Raw genomic sequence first — 22,447 nt, forward strand, 5'->3', positions numbered from 1 at the left:
CTTTAGGTTACCAATCCCGAAAAGATTGAAGGTGGTTACGATGGATATTAAACACTTGCAATATTTTATTGCTGTCTCCCGCTTCAACAGCTTCACACGTGCAGCTGAAGAACTATACTTAACCCAACCTACTATTAGCAAAATGATTAAGAATCTTGAAGAAGACCTCGGAGTAGTATTGTTTGATCGGTCTCGCAAAAAATTAACGCTCACCCATGCAGGCAAAGTCATCTTAAAACAAGCTAAAGTTATCGATGCAGCTTACCAAGATTTAGAGGTAGAAATTAATCAACTAGTGGAGCTCAAGAAAGGCGAAATCCGAATAGGTCTCCCACCTCTTATGGATACCACCTTCTTCTCCACCATGATTGGACAGTTTCACGAAAAATACCCGCACATTACTTTCCAATTTATGGAGCATGGATCGAAGCGGATTGAAGAACAAGTGGCTAATGAAGAAATTGATATTGGAATCGTCGTCCTTCCTACTAAGGAGGGAACGTTTGAACACCTCACGTTTAGTAAAGAAAAGCTTAAACTAATTGTTCCTCCCTCTCATCCATTAGCGAAACGTAACGAAATATCTTTAAGGGATTTAAAGAATGAAGAATTCATCTTATTCAATAAAGATTTCGTTCTTAGAGAGAGAATCGTACAATCTTGCCGCCAAGCTGGATTTGAGCCCACCGTCCGTTCAGAAAGTTCTCAATGGGACTTTATCGAGGAGATGGTAGCCTGTAAACTTGGTATAACCTTGTTACCTGAGAGCGTCATCAAAAATCTACATAGGGACCTCTGTCCTATACCGGTTCAAGCTCCCTCCTTAACTTGGGAACTCGATATCATATGGAACCCTGATCATTATCTTTCTCACGCCGCACAAGAATGGGTCGACTTTGTTCAAACCATCATTCAACCTAATCCATCATAGCTATCATCATACTTTCTTTCTAAGCTTAGAGTTGTCGCTCTAAGCTTTTTTATTATGTGAGCTCTTCTTTGTATGCATATATTCCATGCTTGTAAGCCGTTTCATAGATTTCATCAATGTTGGAGATGCAAATAGCCCATTTTACTTCCAATTGGGACGGTTTTACACTAGATGTATAGAAGAAATCATTGCTTCTTTCAGAAAGACATGTCGATCTGCACCATAGATGTTAGAAAGGAACGCCTAATATGGAAAAACGAGCTAAAGCAAGTCGTATCGTCAATACTGACCAAGTTCTTACCAGTGATCTTAATAACTATGACACCTTATTTGGTGGCGTCTTAATGAAGAAACTAGATGGATGTGCAACGCTATCCGCTCGCCGACACTCAAGAGCAAAGGAATGTGTCACAGCATCTACAGACTCGATTCACTTTTTACACCCGATTTGCCAAACAGATTCCGTTTGTGTAGAGTCATTTGTTTGTTCAACAGGAAATAGTTCAATGGAGATCTTTTGCAAAGTCATTGCAGAAGACATGATAGAGGGAACGCGGAAGATTGCCGCTACAGCTTTTCTTACCTTTGTGGCATTAGGAAAAGATAAGAAACCTGTCAAAGTTCCACGTGTTATACCTGAAACGGAAGAAGAGAAGTTTCTTTATAGCTCAGCTAATGAACGTGCTGAAGCTCGCAAAAAACGAAGAGAAAAGAGTAAAGAACTTGCTGAATATATTACGTTAGAAAAGCCATGGGACGAATAAATCAACGGATCGGAGGAATAAGGGATGATTAAAGCAGCCAGTCTTAAGCAATTACGTGAGGTTAAAGGGGATTTAGAAGCTTTACAAGCAACAGAACAAGAGCTGTTCCAGCAATTTATCCATGTCATTCAACTCACCAGACAATTGCAGCTCCGATATGATTATATGGGATGTTTATTACAACAAGAAGACCCGAGCCAATGTGCTCCTGACTTCATTGAAGAATCGGTACTCAATTTGTATCAGCATGAGATCAACACCTTAAAGAAACATCCTCAGATCCACAATCTTGAGAGCATTCTCGTGCACTATCAAAGGATTGGCTACACCAAAATTAGCCTTCTTGCTCTAGGGGAATCTCCAGAAAGTCTAGTGGGTCCATCGATCGCGACGGCTTAACTAGCGAAGAAATGTGAATGAAAAGTTGCTAAAAGCGTTACTGGTAAAGGGTCATTTCCAGTAACGCTTTCTATACTCCCTCTTTGGCCTGACAAGTTGGGCAATAGTAGCAGCGCCTGGATGCAGCTGTAATCTTTTTAATTTCTGTCCCATCAACTCGACAAGGTTTTCCTTCTCTATTAAAGACAAAGTGTCGATACTGGGGTCGTTTCTCGCCTTTGGCCTTTAAACGTTCTGCTAGGTGTTCATCAACCGTAATGCCACCTGTTTTATAGGATCGATTCATTAACGTTATAACAGCTTCAGCGGCTTTCTCAATTTGATGAGATGTACAATCTATGGGACGTAGTTCAGGATGGATTCCTGCCACAAAGAGAATCTCACTCCTTAAATAATTTCCAACCCCCGCCAAAAAAGATTGGTCCAACAATAGAGAAGTCCACTTCCTCTTACGAAAACGAGTGGAGGTGAAGCGCTCTGTTAAGCCCGGAACCGTAACCTGTTCATTTAAAAGATCTGGTCCAACCTTGGATATGAACGGATGAAAGTCAACCTCTTCATCCCTAAGCACTTCAATATCAGAAGCACTATAAAGCAGAGCAGATTTCTTCTCATTATGAATCGCTAACCTTAACTGGCGATTGGTCTTAGGGTAGTTATAAGATTTACGTACATACCATTTCCCGTAAAGTTGGTTATGAGAATAAATGGTATACCCATTGTTAAAGCGGATGAGCATCGCTTTCCCTTTTGTATCTACTCGGATCACTTCACTATTAGCGAATAAGGATTCATATTCTTGGAGCACCTCAAATGCAAAAGAGACTTCTAAAATCGTTGAAGCTTGAAGAGCTTTCTCTACCTCATCAGCTGCTCGTCTAATTTCCGGACCTTCAGGCATTTCATCACCTCCACAGTTTCCGTTTTCTCACCTTTTTATTAATTTGATTCATAACTTCAGAAAGCACAAGACCTATTGCAATCGCACCTGAGATCATAAACACTTTCGCCGCAATGGGAAGGGCTTGTCCGTAATCGTTCTGAACAAAGTTCCGCATCGCGTCATAAGCTAGCCCTCCAGGTACTAAAGGAATAATACCCGCTACGCTAAAAACAACAACAGGCGTTTTATACCTTCTCGCAAAGAACTGACTAATCATCGCAATAACAAAGGATGCAACAAACGTCCCGGTCACAGCATCAATGTTTGCTTGTATAAACAACATGTAGATGACCCACCCTAAGGAGCCGACTAGCCCACATTTCAACAGTGTGCTTCTGGGCGCTTGAAATATGATTCCAAAGGCTGCGGAGGCAATAAAGCTTAATATAAATTGTTCCATAATCATAAGCGTCCAACTCCATCTTTAAAAAATTGAAAAGGCAATCGCTACGCCTCCACCAATGGCGAAAGCTGTTAAAAATGCTTCAGCCCCTTTTGAGAGCCCTGAAATTAAATGACCTGCCATTAGATCTCGCACAGCGTTTGTAATAAGAAGTCCAGGAACAAGGGGCATTACAGAACCTATAATAACCTTATCCGTTTCATGCCCAATGCCAAATGACATAAATGTAAACGCAAGGGTACCAATAAACAATGAAGCCAAGAATTCAGCAAAAAACTTAATTTCAAATAGTTGGTGTAATAGCAACAACACGATAAAACCAATTCCACCTGAAATACAAGCTGGAAGGAAATCATACCAATTCCCTTGAAACATTATAGAAAAACAACCACTAGCCAATGAAGCTGCTGCAATTTGCGTTCCCATCGAGTAATAAGTACCAGATTTATCAATTTCATCCAGCTGTTCGTAAGCCTCTCGAAGAGTTAAATCGCCGCCTGTTATGTTTCTTGAAATGCTATTAGCCTGCGTCACTTTATGTAAATTTGTCGTCCGATCGGAAACCCGAACAAGTTTCGATGGTTCTGTTCGACTTAAAGAAAAGACAATGCCTGTAGGTGTCACAAAGCTTTGCGCATCTTCTTTCCCATATGACGCTGCAATTCTTGTCATCGTATCTTCCACTCGGTATGTTTCCGCACCGTTTTGAAGCATAATCCTTCCTATAAATAAACAGAGTTCAACCATTTCCTGTTGAGTACTTCTCTCTTCCATACGCCTCCCCCTTTCTAGTTGTATATACGTGTATAAAGTGTAGCCGATTCCAGGCAGTAGAATCAACATCTATAATCAATATAAAAAAGCCAGGTGACTCACTCACCTGACTAGTTCCCATCGTATAAGCACCCAACTGAGAAAACATAAATTTGAGAAGCTCTCCCATACGATATAAAGAGGGAGATCTGTTATATTTAAAGCATTGCCGTTCACTACTCTAACGTTAGAGCTTGCTGTGGGACGGCGAGACTCCCGCGGGATAAGGAGCCTAGGTAAGACCCCGGACAGAGCGTTAGCGAAGGAGGAGGCTTACCAGCTCCCCGCAGGAAAGCGAGTTGTCCCACAGCAAGCTCTAGCTCAATACGGCAACGGCATTTTCCAGTTACTATTGCACGGCTTCAAGGAGGAGGTCGACTAAGTGGACGGCTTCCATTTGGTCTCCTAACCCTTCTCGTTCTATGCCCATTTTCATTTGCAATAAGCAGCCCGGATTGGCTGTTACGATTACTTGAGGGGAGATGTCGCGTACTTTCTCCATTTTGTGATCAAGGATTTGCATAGACATTTCTTCCTGAACTAAATTGTATATGCCAGCTGATCCGCAGCAGTGATCGGCTTCTTTTAGTTCAACAAACTCCACCCCTTCTATAGAGGACAACAGCTTACGAGGAGCTGTATGCGTCCTCATTACATTTCGCAAGTGACAGGAATCCTGATACGTAGCTATACGTTTTGGTAGCTTTAAGTCTTTCTTATGAAAATCCATCTCTACTAAAACCTCAGAGATATCTTTAATTTTTTCCGAGAAGGCCTTTGCACGTTCCGTCCACTCTGGTTCATCTTTTAATAGATGTCCATAATCAACGAGGAAGGCCCCGCATCCTCCGGCATTTAAGATAATGTAGTCGGCTTGGAGTGATTCGAATGCTTCTATATTGCGTTTTGCTAATGCCTTGGCCGAGTCTTTTTCCCCGCTGTGACCGTGTAATGCGCCGCAACAAGCCTGGTCTTCTGGTACTACAATCTCACAGCCTGCTTTTTGTAACAAAGAGAGCGTTGCATCGTTTGTCTTCATAAACATCGTATCCATTAAACAACCTGAGAAAAAGGCTACACGCGCCTTCTGTTCCGCTTCTGCATGAAGATGCCTTGGACGGGATTTTAAATCACTTGGCTTTGGAATAGGCGGAAGCACTTTCTCCATTGTTTGCATATTGTCTGGGAATAGCTTCAGCACCCCACTCTTTCGAACTACAGATTGAATTCCACTAGACTGATAGAACCATAGCAAGCTATTTACTCTAACCATATTCTGATGGTGAGGAAACAACTTATCAAAGGCAAACCAGCGAACCGCCTTCTCCGGAGCTGTCCGCTTCTTGTTCGATTCTAAAATGTCACGAGCCTCTTCTAGTATATGTCCATAGTTCACACCTGATGGGCAGACTGGTTCACAAGCCCGACATCCAAGACACATATTTAACTGGTCTTCAAAATCTTGATCAGGCTCAATAACACCGTCAACAACGCCTTTTATAAGAGCGATCCTTCCCCTGGGAGATGCCGCTTCATTCCGATTTGTTTCAAGGTAAGTCGGACAGCTCGGCAAGCAAAACCCACACCGCATACAGTTTAAAAGCTCATCGTACTCCATTCGGTCTTCAAACGATTGTTGAACATTTTGTTTACGCTGTTCCTTTGTGGTCATCCTATCACGACTCGCTTTCGTTCATCCTTCGCAAAGATCTTACCTGGGTTCATAATGTTGTTAGGGTCAAAGGCTTGTTTAATGCTCTTCATAGCATTCACTCCAGCTTCCCCTAATTTAAGCTCAAGGTAAGGAGATTTCATTTCGCCAACCCCATGCTCACCTGTAATCGTCCCACCAAGCTTAATAGCTTCTACGAAAATATCTTCAAAAGCTTGCTCAACCCGTTTTAACTCATCGTGGTCCCTTGCATCTGTCAGGCAAGTCGGATGTAAATTTCCATCCCCCGCATGTCCAAATGTACAAATCGTCACGTTGTGCTTCTCCTCAATCTCCTTAATGGCATGTACCATTTTCGCTATTTCAGATCGTGGCACTGTGGCATCTTCTAAGATTGTAGTAGGCCTTAACCTGGCTAAAGCAGATAATGCAGAACGGCGTGCCGTCCGAAGCGCATCCGCTTCCTCCTCAGATTGAGCGACTTGTACACTGATCGCATTCATCTCTTTACAAACCTTCTCAATATGAGCCATATCCCGCTCTACTACCTCTATCGGACCATCTTGCTCAATTAGGAGAACAGCTTCTGCTTCTACTGGAAGTCCTACTTTGGCAAAATCCTCTACTACCTTGATTGTAGATTGATCCATAAACTCAAGCGTGGTGGGGATGATTTTATCAGAGATAATTTTTGAAACAGATCTCGCAGCAGACTCGAGATCCTCATACACAGCTAAAACGGTTTTCTTTGCCTCTGGCATTGGAATAAGCTTTAAAGTAGCCTCTGTAATAATCCCAAGTGTTCCTTCAGAACCAATGAGTAACCTCGTTAAATCATAACCTGCTACATCTTTTGCTAACTTCCCACCTGTTTGAACGATATCGCCATTAGGAAGCACGACTTCAAGACCTAATACATAGTCACGAGTCACACCATATTTCAGTCCCCTTAAACCACCAGAGTTCTCCATAAGGTTTCCGCCCATTGTTGAAATCTTCATCGAACTTGGGTCTGGAGGGTAGAAAAAACCCTTCTCTTCTACGGCATTGACCATATCCAACGTTATGACACCAGGTTGAACGGTAACGGTTAAGTTGTCCTCATCGATCTCTATAATATCTTTCATATGATTAAAAAGGAGAACGATCCCCCCGTTTGTTGGACATGTACCAGCAGCAAGATTGGTCCCTGATCCCCTCGGAACGATTGGTATCTGATATTCATTACACGTTTTGAGCAATTCACTGACTTCTTTCGTATTTTTAGGGCTGACAATCGCATCAGGAAGCGATTGAAAGTTTGGTGTAGCATCATATGAGTACACCAATTTCATTTCATTTGAATCTTGATAATTTTCGTTCCCTACTATCGATTTAAGCTTCTCCCGTGCATCTACGCTGATCATATTGAGGTCCCCTTTCGTTTGTGCGAGCTCACATATCTTCAACCACAATATAAGTGGCTTTTACTGGTCCATGTACACCTACAATCAGGTTCATCTCAATATCTGCACTGTTACTCGGTCCGGTTATAAAACTTACACAAGATGAGACATCTACACCATCGGCATGGGCCTTATGAATATGCCTTACAGCTTGAGACATACGGGGTACAAGCGTACTCTTAGGTATAATCGCTATATACGTTCTCGGAAGGAGACTGATGGATCGCCCGTTCCCCTGGTGGTTAAAAAGGGTAACCGTTCCTGATTCAGCAAGGGTTATATCACTAAATGTAATCCCTACATCTGCTCGTTCGGCAAATTGAATATTCTCTCGACCTTTAGATGGATCCCACAAATGGAAAGCAACTCCTTCATCATGTAGGTTTTCGTAAAAAGAAGTGAGCCCGTACTCGTCATTTCTTTTATCGTCAGCTGCTACAACAGCATGGCCATCATTTTCTTCAATCGATTGAGAAATGACTTCCGTTAAGGTATCCATCGTTGAACGCTTAAAATGGGTATGGATTACGCGACACTGATCCTCAAGCTTATCTATCAGTTCATCTTGAGTCGCACCTTCAAATACCCTCCACTGCGGTTCAACACTATATTGAGGACGGGTGACCCCTTTAGAACGTCTTTTTCTCCCTAGTTGATCTGCCACATTATTCAAGAACGATTCGCGATTTTGAATGCTCATTAGGAACGACCTCCCTTTTGTCTCGTTTTAAACCAGGAGCGAAATGTCTGCTCACTTGGGGCAGGGAAGTCACGAACATCTGTCCACCCCTTTAAAGGTCCTGGACCACTTTGAATAACTTCTTCTTTCGTCCACGGCTTTAATGCTTTTCGTGCCATTTTCGTACTTAGTTTGTAAGCGGCCGGGTGAGACCCCCATTTTGCAAAACCGTCCATCATCATTCTTTCCGACCTAGGTGCTTTCTTCTCTTTTTCAACAATGATTTCTCGATGCCTCACTAAATGTTCATGCAAAGGAATCTTAACCGGGCATGCTTCTGTACAAGCAGCGCATAACGTAGAAGCATAAGGTAAGTCTTTATGATCGTCATATCCATCTAGTAAAGGGGTTAAGACGGCGCCAATTGGACCTGGATAAACGGACCCATATGAATGTCCTCCAACATGACGGTAAACAGGGCATACATTAATACAAGCCGCACAACGAATACAGTGTAGAGCAGACTGAAATTCTGTTCCTAATATTTTTGAACGCCCATTATCAACGATGACAAGGTGATAGTCTTCAGGGCCATCTACTTCATCTTCCTGCTTCGTACCTGTGATAGACGTTACATAGCTTGTGAGTTTCTGACCGACAGCAGCTCTTGTTAACAAGCTCACCATGACATCTAGTTCTTCCCAAGTAGGAACAAGGCGCTCCATCCCCATAACAGAGATTTGAGTTTCTGGAAGAGCTGTAACAAGCCTTGCATTCCCTTCATTCGTCACAAACGTAACGGCGCCTGATTCGGCAACGGCAAAGTTACAACCTGTAATCCCCACATCAGCTGATAAGAATTCCTTTCTCAGTTGTTCTCGAGCAAAGGTTGCAAGTTCTTCAGGAAGGTCGGAATTTTTATACCCTTTCTTACTAGCAAAGGTTTCTCGAATTTGTTCTTTATTCTTATGAAGGGCTGGAGTAACAATATGAGATGGAGGGTCTTCATCCATTTGTAAGATCCACTCGCCTAAGTCCGTCTCTACCACCTCAGCACCGGCTTTCTCAAGCGTTTCATTTAAACCGATCTCTTCTGTCACCATTGATTTTGATTTTACAATCTTCTTCGCTTCTTTCTTCTGAACCACGTTTCGGATATATTCATTTGCTTCTTCAGCTGTTTGGGCAAAGAAGACTTTCCCTCCACGTTTGGAGACTTGCTCACTTAATTGTTCTAAATAATAGTCCAGGTTCTGTAGCGTATGGGAGCGAATTTCTTCCCCTAACGTACGCCAGTCTTCCCAATCACCTAACTCTTCAGCTGCCTTTAGTCTCCCACTACGAAATCGACCTTGAGCTGAGGAAACGGCCCCACGCATAAAGTCATTCTCAATTCCTTCTTGAACCCGATCTCTAAATGGTGCATTTCCAATTTTAATACCCATGCATCTTCCTCCTTCCTTAATGACTATTTAGGATTTTCGTAATATGAAGAGCTGTAACCTGACGATCATCACGGCTCAGACGTCCACCAATGTTCATCAAGCAACCCATATCTCCGCCTACAACATAATCAGCCCCGGTTTCGGCTATGTGCTCTGTTTTTTCTTTTACCATTTGCTCTGATATTGATGGTTGCTTAACTGCAAAGGTGCCACCAAAGCCACAACAATCTTCACACAAAGGCAAATCGACTATTTCTAGCCCTTTTACATTCTTTAATAATTTATAAGGAGCTTCTGTAACCCCTAAAAGTCTTGTCATGTGGCATGAACGATGGTAGGTGATCTTCCCAGAGAAAGTGGCACCTACATCCTCTACTCCTAAAACATCTACTAAAAATTGAGTGAGTTCATAAGATTTATTAGCTAACTCTTGTGCTACTTCTTTCCATTCTGGGTCATCTTTGAATAAGTGAGCGTACTCATGAAGCATCGCTACGCATGATCCAGATGGACTCACTACATACTCTGAATGTTTAAACGCTTTCATCATTTGCTTCATGGATTCTTTAGCTTTTGTCACGTAGCCACTATTGTAAGCAGGCTGACCACAACACGTCTGGGTCTCTGGGAAATCCACAACACATCCGAACCGTTCCAAGATTTCTACTGTATCCTTTCCTACGTCAGAAGCCATTACATCACATAAACACGTTATAAATAACGAAACCTTCATCTATTATTACCTCCTGGTGATTGGACCCGCGCCCATTAAGCAGGTCATCTGATGACTGGGTTGAACCAATGCCTCTTTATCCCTGCAAGAAGCAATGGCCCCATACACTCTATTTATTTATAAACTGACTTAAAGCTTGCTCAACCTTTGTTAAATGTTCAAACATAAGTGATTTTGCGCGCACTGGATCCCGATTTTGAATGGCTTCCATAATAGTACGGTGCTCTTCAAGCAAGGTGGTCGTCTTTTGCTCAGAATGAAGCCATAATCTTCGTGTTTCTCGCATGGTTTCCATCATAATTTCAGAAACACTATTCATTAAATTAATCAACATTTGATTATGTGTAGCATGAGCTATAGCTAAATGAAACTCTAGATCCGCCTCTTCACCTAAATCACCATTACCCTTTGCCTTCTCCATTGCAGTTAGAGCTTGTTGCATAGCTTCTATGTCTTCTTTGGTATAGTGAGTAGCCGCTGATTCTACAGCACCTACTTCTAGTATTTTACGTACTTCTAATAATTCCTTAATATCTTCCTGCTTCATTAAGAAAGCGACAGAAACGGGTACTGAGAACCTCGAAGGATCGAACTGCTTCACGAAAGTCCCTTCCCCTTGGCGCATCTCTAAAAGCCCCATAGCTCTTAACGCACTTAAAGCTTCACGTATCGCAGAACGACCTACTTGAAAGCTTTTAGCTAAGCTTTCAACTGAATCCAATCGATCTCCAGGTTGTAAATCTCCGGCTCTTAACATGTCTATTAATGAATCTGCTACTTCTTCGTATATTTTTCTAGCTCGTATTTGTTTGTATTCCATGATGTCATCCTCCACCTTCAAGTAAAACCTACTATTATTTTAATGGAAATCCTTGAATTTGGAAAGAAACCGATATCATTACATGTTCTCTTTTACAAAATGTTGAGAAGAATAAATCCGCCTATTCCAGCTAACACCCCGTAAAGGATGGCGGGTCCGAGGGTTTTTCGGATAATGTCTCCTTCTTTCCCGGTCAACCCTACAACCGCAGTAGCTGCTACTACATTATGAACACAAATCATGTTACCTGCCGCTGCGCCTATGACTTGGACAGCAAGCACGACGTCTGTATTTAATCCAGTTTGGTTTGCAATACTATATTGAACAGGTGAGAAGGTGAGGGTTGAGACTGTTGCACTCCCCGTGATAAAGGCACCTAATTCACCTAAAAATGGTGCAACAAAGATCCACATTGGGCCAAAAGCACCTGCCAATGTTTGAGCAATGTATTGCGGCATACTTAAGAGATCTTCCCCATTCAGCCCAGAGTTTGTAAACACCTGTACAAGAGCTAGCGTGAATAGTAACGCAAGGCCTGCACTCTTTATAGAGCCAAGAGACTTTGCGGCTGCACTTGTGAAGTTATTAAACGATTTTCTTTGAATAACAACAGCTAATATGGCCGCTATAATCAGAACCGTCCCCGGCGAATAAAGAACTTGCCACCCTGAGGAAATTTTCTCGTATCCCAGTATATTTTCCCAAGACAGATCAAAAACATTGAGCGTAAACTCTTTCACTTGAGGGATTATCCTTGTGATTAAGAGAAGAAGAACGACTACGACATATGGAGACCACGCTCTAAGAAGACCCATGTTAGACTGGTCCTTCTCTTCCTCAAAGTCACCTTCTAGAGCATCTTTCCACTCCCCTTTTGGTAGCAATACTCCGTTTTTAGCTGTGACAGTCGCTACAATTAACCCTGTTAGCGAAGCTAAAATCGATACGAATTCATGTCCGAAAAGAGAGGCATACAAAAAGGCAGATAAGGAGTAGGTTGCCCCTACTAATAGCGTCCATGGTAAGTAAGACAAAGCGTTGGACCACCCTTTTTTCTTTCCAAAGAAAAAAGTTAAGATAAACACGAGAACAAACGGAATAAATGTGGCCCCCATCAGATCAATCATAGTAATCTTAACACCCACATCTTGATAGAATGATAGGTTCGCACCAGGTATATTACTCAATCCTACTTGAACAGGTGTCCCTACTGCACCAAATGAAACAGCTGAGCTATCCGCAATAAGGGCCAATGCCGCAGCAGCCATAGGTGTAAATCCTAGCGCAACCATTAAAGGCCCCGTTACAGCAGCCGGAGTTCCAAACCCTGCAGCCCCTTCAATCAAAGAGCCAAATAAAAAAGCCACAATGACAACTTGAACCCTCATGTCACCAGATATACTTCGAAACCCCTTGTTAATCCTACTGACCGCTCCTGTGTTTCGGAGAGTATCTAGTAACACAATGGCACCAAATAAGATTAATAATATGGTTAATGCCTTATGTGTCCCCTGGAGCACAGAAGCTACAATCACTTCTCCCCCAACTCCCCAAACGGTGAAAGCTAATAAAATGACAATAATAGCACTAAAAAACATTCCTTTTACTGCTGACATACGTAGCAAAACGAGAAACAAAAACGGTGCAATAATGGCACTCAGTGCCGTCAAAATAAGCATCTCCCACATTCCCCCTGTTTCAATTTAATTACGCAAGCGCTTTCAATTTATTTTATTAAAAAGCAGGTCATCAGATGACCTGCTTTAGAAACATACTAATGGAAAATGGAATTGTTTTCAATAACTTCTTTAAATTTCTTTAATTGAGATAAAAGGCTTTGTGTGAATAGGCCGTTACGTTAATTGAGTGGTGGGGGTGTCAGAAGTAGTAGAACGGCCCCAAAGCTCGCTCATAATGGTAGTTTTCCAAATCCCCCCTCCTGGTAGACATGCTTCCGTTCTTTCTACATACGGCAAAGGTGGTCCGGGAAATTGCGAGACTCCTGCGGCAGTAGGAGCCTCCTCAATCGCTACGCGCTTTCCGGGGTCTCCCCTAGATTTAAAGTGCAGGAGTGGTGCCTAGGACCGTACGGATAAGTCAGCTTTTTGGAAAAGGCGACCCCAAGCCTGCCCTAACGTTAATTAGGTGAACGGACCTGCTTATTATAGTTGCTCTTAAGCCCCCTCTCCCACAAATATGGTGCGTTTCCGTCCCTCCCCATATGGCAAAGGTGGGCCTGGAAATTGCGAGACTCCTGCGGGAGAAAGAGGTAGACGAGACCCCGCAGGGTGGTTTTCCCGAGGAGGCTCGACAGCTCGCCCGCGGAAAGCGAGTGATTTCCAGGCCCACCTTACGCTCCATTAAAGTTGACGGAAACCTCTTCTCAGCTTAAAGTCTTCAACAATCCTACCAAGCAAAAAAAGCGATCCTTTTGTAAGGATCGCTTTAAGAGTTATAAGGATAAAAGAATAAACCCACCTACTCCAGCTAAGGCACCGTAGAGAAGGGCTGGTCCGAGGGTTTTTCGGATAATATCTCCTTCTTTACCAGCCAGACCTACGACTGCGGATGCTGCTACTACATTATGCACACAGATCATATTACCAGCTGATGAGCCCATCACTTGGACGGCTAGAACAATATCGCTATTCATATTCGTTTGGGTAGCTATACTATGTTGAACAGGTGCAAATGTTAGGTTTGAAACCGTTGCACTTCCTGTAATGAAAGATCCAAGCTCTCCTAGATACGGAGCGACAAAGATCCACATGGAACCAAATCCACCAGCAAGTGACTTGGCGATGTATTGAGGCATACTAGCTAACTCGTTGCCGTTAATACCAGAGTTTGTGAAGACTTGGACTAATGCTAATGTAAAGAGTAGTGCTAATCCTGCGTTTTTGATGGAACCAACCGCTTTTACTGAAGCGCTCGCAAATGTTGAAAAAGACTTTCTTTGAATCACTAAAGCTACTAAAGCTGCTACTACTAAAACAGTACCTGGAGAGTATAATACTTGCCATCCAGAAGAAATCCCTTCAAATCCAAGAATTCCATCCCAAGAAAGGTCTAGAACATTTAACGTGAATTGTTTAACAGGCGTCACAATTCGTGTGATTAATAATAGTGCTACAACAACCAAGTAAGGAGACCAAGCCGTCAATAAACTCATAGAAGAAGCTTCTTCATCTTCTTTAAAGTCTTCTTGTAATGCTTCTTTCCATTCCTCTTTCGGAAGCAAGATTCCTTTCTTAGCTGTTACGGTTGCCATAACTAGCCCTGTCAAAGCTGCTAGGATGGACACAAATTCGTGGCCGAACCATTTCGCATATAATAGAGCCGAAATGGAATACGTTAATCCTACCATCAAAGACCATAGTAATAATGGCGCTGAAGCTTTTATTCCCTTACCTTTGCCAAAGAAAATGGTCAAAATCAGGACTAAAATAAACGGAACAAATGTAGCTCCCAATAGATCGATCTGGGTAATCTTTACGGCAATGGTCTGAAAGAAAGTAAGATCAGCACCTGGTACATTACTCAGCCCTACCTGAACGGGGGTTCCCACTGCCCCAAAGGAAACCGCTGAGCTATCGGCAATTAGAGCAAGCGCTGCTGCTGCCATAGGTGTAAATCCTAAAGCCACCATTAAGGGACCGGTAACGACAGCTGGTGTACCAAATCCTGCTGCCCCCTCAATCAAAGAACCAAAAAGAAAGGCCACAATAATTACTTGAACTCTCATATCTTTAGAAATATTTCGGAAGCCCTGATTTATACGCGTAACAGCTCCTGTCCCGCGCAGTGTTTCTAAGAGCACGATTGCTCCGAACAGGATTAGAAGGATCGTCAAAGCTTTATGAGAGCCTTGCAACATAGAAGCTAAGATAACGTTACTCCCCACTCCCCACACTGTAAAGGATAAAAGGATCACAATAATGGCGCTAAACAACATTCCTTTTACAGCTGACATGCGAAGCAAAACTAAAAAGATAAACGGAGCTATGATGGCACTTAATGCACTCAATACAAGCATAACGAAATCCTCCTAACTTTATATAAAACTCGACAATCTATGAATAAACAAGTGGAAAGGTCAGTCATCAGATGACTGACTCTACCTTAATGATATGTCGAGAAGCGGCGGATCTCAATAGATACTGGTGACAAAGTTGTGTGCATTGTGTGGCGAATTCGTTACAGTATTTATTCACACCGTTTTACTTGCATAAACGGCGGTCTTTGTCTCTTTTGGCGCCACAAGAATAGGCCACCAAAACGGAGCCCCTCTCCATCCCTGTTCTTTCTTCCCTTGCTGATGTAGAAGAATAAGAGCCGGAACATGTGTAGCCACATTACGTGCTACTGCAAGCTCCCCTTGCCCATTTCCAGGAGTATCTGGAGATGATTCAAAGCGCCCGTTCTGGTCTAATCGTTTAATTTGACGACCGTGACGCATTACAATCCACACATACCCCTTTTCCTTAGATTCGTGTTCATTGGAAAGGTAATGGAGCATAGATTGGTAATCTTCTAGATTCCACTCATACCCATGTTCCATTTCAATCGTTTGATAGATTTGAGCAAGAATCTCACTCGCCGCTTCTACCGGTATGAGAAACGCTTCACCCTTATGCTTAACAGCAGAAACACGCCATTTCTCAAGCTGTTTTGTCACTTGGTTGATGGTCTTTTGGATGTGTGTTTTGTAGCCGGTTTGGAACCCAATAGGTAACATACGTTTATGAGGTTTCAACATTCTTATATTTGATAAGAGGATCTTGTTAGGGCTACATGGTATGATTTCTTCCATCGGATCCTTTTGAATAAACACAACGCCCTGCTCATGACCTCCACGCTCAAAGGACTCCCGAAGCTCTGTATCAAACTCATGAATACGTTCCATAACGTCGTAAATACTTCGAGTCGTGTAAAAGCGTGTCACCGCCACATCCTCAAGTGGCCTAGCCCCATACATACGAGAGTGCTGAAGAACGGTATCCTGTTGAAAAGATTTTGGATTTCGTCCATAGAAGAAACCGATTAAGTTGCCAATCGTAATTCCTCGATCTAATATTTGTCCCCCTATAAACACATTCATCGGAGCTCTTAGTTGGAGCTGCCCTGTATGATCTAGAAGCTCATTCACATCCTTCTCTGAATTGACAACGGAACTCACCACGTGTTCTTCCAATACAGCCTTTCGAACTTCGTAGAATATCTCTTGAAAAGAAGGCTTAGGACCATCCACTTTTGAAACTGAACCTATTAGGTCTTTATAAGAGTCTTCTATGAGCTCCCTAAATATTGGGTCATCGTTTTGAGCGCTTTCTTTTAGCTGGGCGTCCATACGATTTAACAATTCTTCTTGCCAGGCGTGGGCCATTTTCCCTCTTTCCGTATGAATCATAAATGAATACTTTTTCATACGATCTCCGTTTTTACGTTGTTGCCATCTTCGAATCGAACTACCCACAATAAAATTAACGAATGCTTGTCTTATATTGGTAATGTTTTTTTGATAGAGAAGCTCGTTAAGTTTTAATCTTCGCCTGTCCAGTTTCTTCATCACTTCAAGCTCCCGATCGTCCACTTCGTGGAATAGGTAAGACGCCAAGTGATCATCATCTTTAGACTTCTCAAAATACATCTCTCCCCCTACGTACTGATCATGAACAGGCACGAGCTCAGTAAAAGCAGGGCGAACAGGTTGGAACACTTTATTCTCATGAATTCGTCGCTCTTCTGGTTGTAGGTACAAGGAATAAGGTGTAGCCGTTACTTGCAAGTAAGAAGTCGATGTGAGGACTTTACGTAACTCGTCAATCTTTCCTGAAATAACGCGCATTTCTTGTATATTGGCTTCTGTATTCTTTTGATAGGCAACACTTGCAAAGTCTGCCTCGTCATCGATGAAAAGGATTCGCTTAGAAGACAAAGCAGGGTACTTCTCAAACAAAGTCTGTTTCAATCGATCCATATTTTTGGTTTCTTTCTTAACAATGAACGCGAGCTTCTGACGGCGCTCCCATTTCCTCAAATTATCAGGCAAGCCCATAATATCAAAGACACGCATGTAATCATCTTCGATATGAGAAGCAAATTCTTGATGCACTCGGACATAGGTTTGTCTGGCTAATGCATTTGTCCCTTTTGTTAGGATGATAACAAGATCATATCCATTATCGTACGCTAACCCCATAACCCCAAGGAATGTACGGGTTTTCCCTGATTGCACCTTTCCAAGCAGCATACCCGGGCGGTTAGCACTAGTATGTTCCTCAACTAAACTCTTGACCGTGTTCTCAATACACTGACTTGTTTCCCAATTGTATCGTTTCTCTTTTTTTAAGGTTTGATAAAATTGACCATCTAATCGGATAGACTGATCAAGGCTGACTGACATAACGGTCACTCCTCTATAATCTTTCCATAAAAAAAGCCATTCCCCTTCAAACAGAGCAATGGCTTTTCTTTAATCTACGTCCTAGTATAACAAATTTCTCCGGAATGAGGCAGGGGGAGCAGCGCGCTAATCTGAGCATAGTATTGTTCTCCTATCAGGAGCAAACTAACACCCAAGGTTCTCCTTTGTATTGTTTTGTATTAAAATGAAAGGGCTATGATAGGAGGCGTTACAATGGAACATAAAGACATCAAATTAATCGCTTTAGATATGGACGGGACTTTGTTAAGTCCGAACCATGAAATTTCTGAAGCGAACAAACAGGCTATTCACGAGGCAAAACAAAAAGGAATCCACGTTGTTATTAGTACGGGCCGTTCTTTACCTAATTGCAAAGAGGTTATTGAACCGCTGGGTGAATCCGCATATCTTATTACCATTAACGGCGGTGAGATTTATGATGAAGGCTTCAACCTTGTGGAACGGAATCCTTTAAGTGGCAAGGATGTTCGACACCTATGGGACTTGACCAATAAGCACAACGCATTTTTCTGGTCTTCCACTGTAGAAGGACGCTTCAACAGTCATGAACCCTTTGAAAAGGAAGTTGAAGATTATGAATGGCTGAAATATGGGTTTGAGTTTGAGGACCCTGAACTTAGAGAAACGATTCTAAGCGAATTAGAGAACAATGACGCGTTTGAAGTTACGAATTCAAGTCCTACGAATATTGAGGTCAACCCAGCAGGGATTAATAAAGCTACTGCGCTCCGAAAAGTGACAGACTGGTTAGATTTAACCATGGATCAAGTGATGGCAGTCGGAGACAGCGTTAATGATCTGGCTATGATTCGCGAGGCTGGATACGGTGTAGCTATGGGGAACGCTCAGGACATCGTTAAACAGGAAGCCCAGTGGGTGACAAGCACCAATAAAGAAGATGGTGTGGCCAAGGCAATTGAGCATGTTTTAAACCAATAACACAAAAGCCAACACCACGAAGGTGTTGGCTTTTTCTTTTATTCATCTACTTTCACAATCACAGACGTTAATGGATCTAACGTAATAGAATCACTTGCTAATTCAAATCCACTCGGACTCTGTACTTTTCGAATTCCTGCTTCGTCGTTGTCAACTAAAACTGTGCCTTTTGTTAGATCTGTATCTAACGTAAGGTTTCGTGTCTCGCTATCTGCATTCACAAAGACATAATAGGATCCGGTACCATCTGTTGATTGAGCTTTGTATGCCACAACTAAATCTTCATCCTGGATTTCAGGTGCAGCAATCCTTGTTACATTCTCATTCACCAGTTCCATTTCACCTAATCGAAAAGCGTTTGAAGACTGACGCAATTTAACTAATCCAGCTGTAAAATCTCTTGTTGTTGTACTCACTGGATACTCTTCTTCGTTTGTAGCTTTAGCCCAGTTGAACATATTAATGGCGTCAGATGAATCATAGGAATCATGGATAAAGTACCCAAACGAGTTCCCCTCTTCATCTGTAAGCTCGTGATACTTCTGTTCAGGTACTCCTTCCCCAAACCACTGTTTTGTTCTTCCATACTCTTGGCCGGCATGAAGGAACGCAGTGCCTTGTGATGTTAATACCATCGTATTCCCTAGACGAATACGCTTATGAATCTCTTCATGATTTTCTGGAACGCTTGGGTCCTTTTGAATGGACTGCGCAATCACATCATAAAGAGGCAGGTTGTCGTGGGCTGCTATATATTGCACCATATCACCCGGATCATCCGCTGGTGTATTGGATGGCTGGCCTTTGATATTGTTAAAGATTGTATCGATCGAACGAGCACCACCTGTGATAAAACGCGGTTCTCCTTCTGAACCGAATCCGGACTTCAATTCGTTACGCATTTCATCTGAGAATACTCCAACATCATTTGTTTCATCCATCCAGTCCTGGTCTGCACCTTGCCCTTCTAGCGCTGGTTCTGCTTTTGCACCACCAAAGGTTCTCCATCCTTCACCAATGAAGAGGGCATCAGGATTAATTTCTGCTGCTGCATTATAAGCATTCTGGATCGATTCATTATAGGCATCTCCCATCATATCAAATCGCATTCCATCGATTTTATATTCATCGAACCAGTATTTCACAGAATCAACCATTAGCTTCTCAGCCATCTTATGATTCGCTGCTAAATTGTTCCCAAATCCTCCAATAAAGTTCCCATCGCTATCCTGATAGAAATAATATCCTGGAACAATATCGTTTAGAAAGTCGGATTTTGCCATATGGGTGTATACAACATCTAAAACGACACCCATGTCTGCTTCATGAATTTCGTGAATCATCTGCTTTAGCTCTTTCACTCTTTGCTCTGGATTTGCAGGGTTTTCAGAGTAAGCTCCATCAGGTGAAAAGTAGCTATGAGGATCATACCCCCAGTTGTATGAATTATTCGCTGCAGAATAGTCGAGCTCTCGCTCATCCATTGCTGTTTCATCCCCGTAGTACCAAGCCATTACAGGTAGAATTTGGACGTGTGTCACACCTAATGACTTCACATACTCTAACTTTTCAGTGAAGGAATTAAATGTGCCCCACTGATTGTCTAACTCATCTGAAATAGATGGGTCAGACGTGAAGTCCCTTACATGCACTTCCCATATCACTGCATCTTCTCGCTTCTTGAAGCCCGGAATATCTGCATGGGTAAAGTTCTCAGGGTTTGTCTGACTTAAATCAACAATAGCCGCTTTCCCTGTCTTGTCCCCGTCTGGTCCCGCTTCTCCTTTCGTATTTACGGTAAATGGAGCCATGGACTTGGCATAAGGGTCCAAAACGGTTTTCGTTTCTCCATTGTTCGTAACCTCATATTGGTAATAGTAACCTCTAAGGTCCTCTACCCCTAAATCAGATGCTTTTGCATCTACCATCCAAACGCCTTTTTCTCCTTTTGTAAGAGGCATCTGACCAATTGATTCATCCCAATTCTCTTTATCATAAAACGTTGCAACGACGTTACTTGCTGTTGGTGCCCAGAGCTTCAATGTGGCATCACCTTCGTGATACGATGCACCAAGGTCATTCCCATCATAGGAATAAAGTTCATCGATCATTCGCCAACCTACATCTGCTGAGACTGTACGACCAGCATACGTAACTTCGAATGGAGCCATGTCAGGTGTAATGGAAACGTTCAGTTCTACGGTTGTCTCATCGACGATTGTGACCCCATCAACCGGTACGTCCTCACCTTCCTTATCAACTACAGTAATCGCTTCTTGTAACTGACCTTCTGTTAGCCCCTTCGTCATTGTATAACGTAACAGAAGTTTCTCTTGTGAGAGTACCTCAGCTGATACAAGTCCTGTTGGGGTTTCCCAATAAGGAGAGGTATAAACTGTATTATCCCCTTCTTGGATCCAAAGGCGATTATATTGATCAAGTAAGGAGAACACCTTATCTCCCGCCTCTTTCTCTCCACTTTCCTTATCTAGTACAAGAAAACCTAATTCTTTAGCATCTTCTTTCAACGTAACGTCAACATAAGCACCGTATTCATCCACTCCATCAAATGATAAGGCACCCACTGGCCAATCTTCACTTGGCTCTTTAACATCTTCCCAAATCCAAATGCCTAAATTGTCATACGTCTCATCTTCTCGAACGTAATGAATGCGTACCTCATTTTCCTCAAGTTCTACCGGTTCATAAGGGAGCACCTTTTTTCCTCCTTGTTGCACCCATACTTCATTCTTATCGGGCGTTGTAAGTTGTACGCTCTGATCTTCTAGCTGTTTCTCTCCACTTACCCGATTTACGACTAAGAAACCAACATTTTGCGCATTTTCTTTTAATTTAATATCCACATATGCGCCGTATTCATCTGTTCCTTCAAAAGAAAGAGCTCCTTTAGGCCAATTTTCTGTCGGTGAAGCAACATCATTCCATACCCACACACCTAAGTCTTCATACGATTCCTGATCATTCTGGAAGTGGATACGAAGCGTGCCTTCAGGTACTTCTGATTGTTCCTCGTAATCTCCTGGCCCCACTCTAATGATATCTCCCTCTACTACTAGCCCATTTGGAGCCGGGACACTTTGGGCAAGATAAAGGTTTCCTTTTACGATACTATTTTTAAATGAAAGGTCATTTGAAGCCACCAATAGATTACCCTCTATTGTTTGATCTGCGTAAGCCCCTGGCTCACTGTAGACTTCCTCAAAGATGCGATTAAACACGATCGTGAATTGATCTTTTGATACCTTTTTAGAAAGGTGAAACTTGTTTTTGCTAACTCCTTCCATATATCCCGCTTCTACCATTGCCCCAACCGCTTCGAGTGTTTCTGTGCTCATTTGCTTCTTATCTTTGAACGTAATAGATTCACCTTTTCCTTCTGTTTCCATTTCGAGAACATTTGCTATCACTTTCGCAAATTCTTCTCTTGAAATGGGTTGATTGGGACGAATAGTAGGCTTTGTTGTATCTTCCACATAACCAGCCGCAAGTGCTTTTGATACCACACCCTCGTCCCAGTCCCCTTTTACATCATTAAATGGAATTTCAGCCGTTTCCGTAAATTGAAAGGTGTGATTCAAAATATGATAAAATTCTGCACGTGTTACTAAGTGATGATCTCCTTTTGAGTCCCATCGTTCACTTCCTGATTCACCCCAATGACCATCTGCGTCTGTCACAGCGTATGTAACTCCTGGTGTTAATGCCATACTTAGAAGCAAAACCGCTACAATCCCTATTCTGAAAGCTTTCTTCATAAAGCCTCCCCTTCCTCATGAACGAATTTCCTTATAACGGCGCCCTTGCGCAATCGCTTTCATTTAAAGCGATCGTTCGCCTTCACGATCTACAAGATTAAGACAGTGACAAAAATAGTTTAATGCAAATAAAGTGAAAGCGTTTGCATAAAAGTGGATTAAAAACTAGTAATATGTGATCTGAATCTATTACTAGAGCAGGAGCGATGCTATAAAGTTATCCATATTAAACCAAAA

Annotated in this window: 17 protein-coding genes; 4 read left to right on the top strand and 13 right to left on the bottom strand. The window is 42.4% G+C overall.

Annotated features, from left to right (window positions below):
• Window positions 1-40: 40 nt before the first annotated feature.
• From cidR to IEW76_RS03265, 3 genes are all read left to right on the top strand, one after another.
• Entirely contained in the window at window positions 41-931 is an 891-nt protein-coding gene (gene cidR, locus IEW76_RS03255; protein ID WP_188650878.1) for a cidABC operon transcriptional activator CidR, read from the top strand.
• A gap of 248 nt (window positions 932-1,179) precedes the next feature.
• Window positions 1,180-1,695 (top strand): acyl-CoA thioesterase, encoded by a 516-nt coding sequence (locus IEW76_RS03260; RefSeq protein ID WP_188650880.1) that lies wholly within the window; start codon window positions 1,180-1,182, stop codon window positions 1,693-1,695.
• Between the two features lie 24 nt (window positions 1,696-1,719).
• Window positions 1,720-2,094: a hypothetical protein gene (locus IEW76_RS03265; protein ID WP_188650882.1), complete on the top strand. Its 375-nt coding sequence runs from the start codon at window positions 1,720-1,722 to the stop codon at window positions 2,092-2,094.
• Between the two features lie 70 nt (window positions 2,095-2,164).
• Here IEW76_RS03265 and nei read toward each other — a convergent pair whose 3' ends face one another.
• The 12 genes from nei to IEW76_RS03325 form a co-directional block, all read right to left on the bottom strand.
• Window positions 2,165-2,995 carry an endonuclease VIII gene (gene nei / locus IEW76_RS03270; RefSeq protein ID WP_188650884.1) on the bottom strand — a complete coding sequence of 277 codons (831 nt, stop codon included), beginning with the start codon at window positions 2,993-2,995 and terminating at the stop codon, window positions 2,165-2,167.
• Window positions 2,996-2,999: 4 nt separating this feature from the next.
• Window positions 3,000-3,443 (bottom strand): threonine/serine exporter family protein, encoded by a 444-nt coding sequence (locus IEW76_RS03275; RefSeq protein ID WP_188650886.1) that lies wholly within the window; start codon window positions 3,441-3,443, stop codon window positions 3,000-3,002.
• 18 nt (window positions 3,444-3,461) lie between these two features.
• Window positions 3,462-4,214 carry a threonine/serine exporter family protein gene (locus tag IEW76_RS03280; RefSeq protein ID WP_188650889.1) on the bottom strand — a complete coding sequence of 251 codons (753 nt, stop codon included), beginning with the start codon at window positions 4,212-4,214 and terminating at the stop codon, window positions 3,462-3,464.
• A gap of 388 nt (window positions 4,215-4,602) precedes the next feature.
• Window positions 4,603-5,925, bottom strand: coding sequence for a (Fe-S)-binding protein (locus tag IEW76_RS03285; RefSeq protein WP_188650891.1), 1,323 nt, complete (start codon window positions 5,923-5,925; stop codon window positions 4,603-4,605).
• Complete coding sequence (gene glcD, locus IEW76_RS03290; RefSeq protein WP_188650893.1) at window positions 5,922-7,331, bottom strand: glycolate oxidase subunit GlcD; 1,410 nt, start codon at window positions 7,329-7,331, stop codon at window positions 5,922-5,924. Before glcD ends, IEW76_RS03285 begins: the two co-directional genes overlap by 4 nt.
• Before the next feature lie 28 nt (window positions 7,332-7,359).
• The gene (locus IEW76_RS03295; RefSeq protein WP_188650896.1) at window positions 7,360-8,070 is read right to left on the bottom strand and encodes a LutC/YkgG family protein; all 711 of its coding nucleotides are present in this window, start codon (window positions 8,068-8,070) and stop codon (window positions 7,360-7,362) included.
• Window positions 8,070-9,494 (bottom strand): LutB/LldF family L-lactate oxidation iron-sulfur protein, encoded by a 1,425-nt coding sequence (locus IEW76_RS03300; RefSeq protein WP_188650897.1) that lies wholly within the window; start codon window positions 9,492-9,494, stop codon window positions 8,070-8,072. The genes IEW76_RS03295 and IEW76_RS03300 overlap by 1 nt, the downstream gene beginning before the upstream one ends.
• Window positions 9,495-9,510: 16 nt before the next feature.
• Window positions 9,511-10,227, bottom strand: a complete 717-nt coding sequence (locus IEW76_RS03305; RefSeq protein WP_188650899.1) for a (Fe-S)-binding protein — start codon at window positions 10,225-10,227, stop codon at window positions 9,511-9,513.
• Window positions 10,228-10,336: 109 nt separating this feature from the next.
• Entirely contained in the window at window positions 10,337-11,047 is a 711-nt protein-coding gene (locus tag IEW76_RS03310) for a FadR/GntR family transcriptional regulator (RefSeq protein WP_188650901.1), read from the bottom strand.
• Between the two features lie 92 nt (window positions 11,048-11,139).
• A complete protein-coding gene (locus tag IEW76_RS03315; protein WP_188650903.1) occupies window positions 11,140-12,726 on the bottom strand; it encodes an L-lactate permease in 1,587 nt (528 codons plus the stop codon).
• Between the two features lie 773 nt (window positions 12,727-13,499).
• Window positions 13,500-15,083 carry an L-lactate permease gene (locus IEW76_RS03320; protein ID WP_188650906.1) on the bottom strand — a complete coding sequence of 528 codons (1,584 nt, stop codon included), beginning with the start codon at window positions 15,081-15,083 and terminating at the stop codon, window positions 13,500-13,502.
• A gap of 174 nt (window positions 15,084-15,257) precedes the next feature.
• Window positions 15,258-17,453: a Z1 domain-containing protein gene (locus tag IEW76_RS03325; protein WP_188650908.1), complete on the bottom strand. Its 2,196-nt coding sequence runs from the start codon at window positions 17,451-17,453 to the stop codon at window positions 15,258-15,260.
• A 216-nt stretch (window positions 17,454-17,669) separates the two neighbouring features.
• Between IEW76_RS03325 and IEW76_RS03330 the strand changes: the two genes are divergently transcribed.
• Complete coding sequence (locus tag IEW76_RS03330) at window positions 17,670-18,434, top strand: Cof-type HAD-IIB family hydrolase (RefSeq protein WP_373285935.1); 765 nt, start codon at window positions 17,670-17,672, stop codon at window positions 18,432-18,434.
• 38 nt (window positions 18,435-18,472) lie between these two features.
• On the opposite strand, the gene IEW76_RS03335 is transcribed toward IEW76_RS03330, so the two are convergent.
• Complete coding sequence (locus IEW76_RS03335) at window positions 18,473-22,210, bottom strand: pullulanase (RefSeq protein ID WP_188650912.1); 3,738 nt, start codon at window positions 22,208-22,210, stop codon at window positions 18,473-18,475.
• Between the last annotated feature and the right edge of the window lie 237 nt (window positions 22,211-22,447).

Origin of the sequence: Pontibacillus salipaludis (assembly GCF_014642405.1) — a bacterium.
Lineage (GTDB): Bacteria > Bacillota > Bacilli > Bacillales > BH030062 > Pontibacillus > Pontibacillus salipaludis.

What these genes read in the sequence shown, in the direction of transcription:
- cidR (WP_188650878.1), top strand. Translation starts at nt 41, where the DNA reads ATGGATATTAAACACTTGCAATATTTTATTGCTGTCTCCCGCTTCAAC.
- IEW76_RS03260 (WP_188650880.1), top strand. Translation starts at nt 1,180, where the DNA reads ATGGAAAAACGAGCTAAAGCAAGTCGTATCGTCAATACTGACCAAGTT.
- IEW76_RS03265 (WP_188650882.1), top strand. Translation starts at nt 1,720, where the DNA reads ATGATTAAAGCAGCCAGTCTTAAGCAATTACGTGAGGTTAAAGGGGAT.
- nei (WP_188650884.1), bottom strand. Translation starts at nt 2,995, where the DNA reads ATGCCTGAAGGTCCGGAAATTAGACGAGCAGCTGATGAGGTAGAGAAA.
- IEW76_RS03275 (WP_188650886.1), bottom strand. Translation starts at nt 3,443, where the DNA reads ATGATTATGGAACAATTTATATTAAGCTTTATTGCCTCCGCAGCCTTT.
- IEW76_RS03280 (WP_188650889.1), bottom strand. Translation starts at nt 4,214, where the DNA reads ATGGAAGAGAGAAGTACTCAACAGGAAATGGTTGAACTCTGTTTATTT.
- IEW76_RS03285 (WP_188650891.1), bottom strand. Translation starts at nt 5,925, where the DNA reads ATGACCACAAAGGAACAGCGTAAACAAAATGTTCAACAATCGTTTGAA.
- glcD (WP_188650893.1), bottom strand. Translation starts at nt 7,331, where the DNA reads ATGATCAGCGTAGATGCACGGGAGAAGCTTAAATCGATAGTAGGGAAC.
- IEW76_RS03295 (WP_188650896.1), bottom strand. Translation starts at nt 8,070, where the DNA reads ATGAGCATTCAAAATCGCGAATCGTTCTTGAATAATGTGGCAGATCAA.
- IEW76_RS03300 (WP_188650897.1), bottom strand. Translation starts at nt 9,494, where the DNA reads ATGGGTATTAAAATTGGAAATGCACCATTTAGAGATCGGGTTCAAGAA.
- IEW76_RS03305 (WP_188650899.1), bottom strand. Translation starts at nt 10,227, where the DNA reads ATGAAGGTTTCGTTATTTATAACGTGTTTATGTGATGTAATGGCTTCT.
- IEW76_RS03310 (WP_188650901.1), bottom strand. Translation starts at nt 11,047, where the DNA reads ATGGAATACAAACAAATACGAGCTAGAAAAATATACGAAGAAGTAGCA.
- IEW76_RS03315 (WP_188650903.1), bottom strand. Translation starts at nt 12,726, where the DNA reads ATGCTTATTTTGACGGCACTGAGTGCCATTATTGCACCGTTTTTGTTT.
- IEW76_RS03320 (WP_188650906.1), bottom strand. Translation starts at nt 15,083, where the DNA reads ATGCTTGTATTGAGTGCATTAAGTGCCATCATAGCTCCGTTTATCTTT.
- IEW76_RS03325 (WP_188650908.1), bottom strand. Translation starts at nt 17,453, where the DNA reads ATGTCAGTCAGCCTTGATCAGTCTATCCGATTAGATGGTCAATTTTAT.
- IEW76_RS03330 (WP_373285935.1), top strand. Translation starts at nt 17,670, where the DNA reads ATGATAGGAGGCGTTACAATGGAACATAAAGACATCAAATTAATCGCT.
- IEW76_RS03335 (WP_188650912.1), bottom strand. Translation starts at nt 22,210, where the DNA reads ATGAAGAAAGCTTTCAGAATAGGGATTGTAGCGGTTTTGCTTCTAAGT.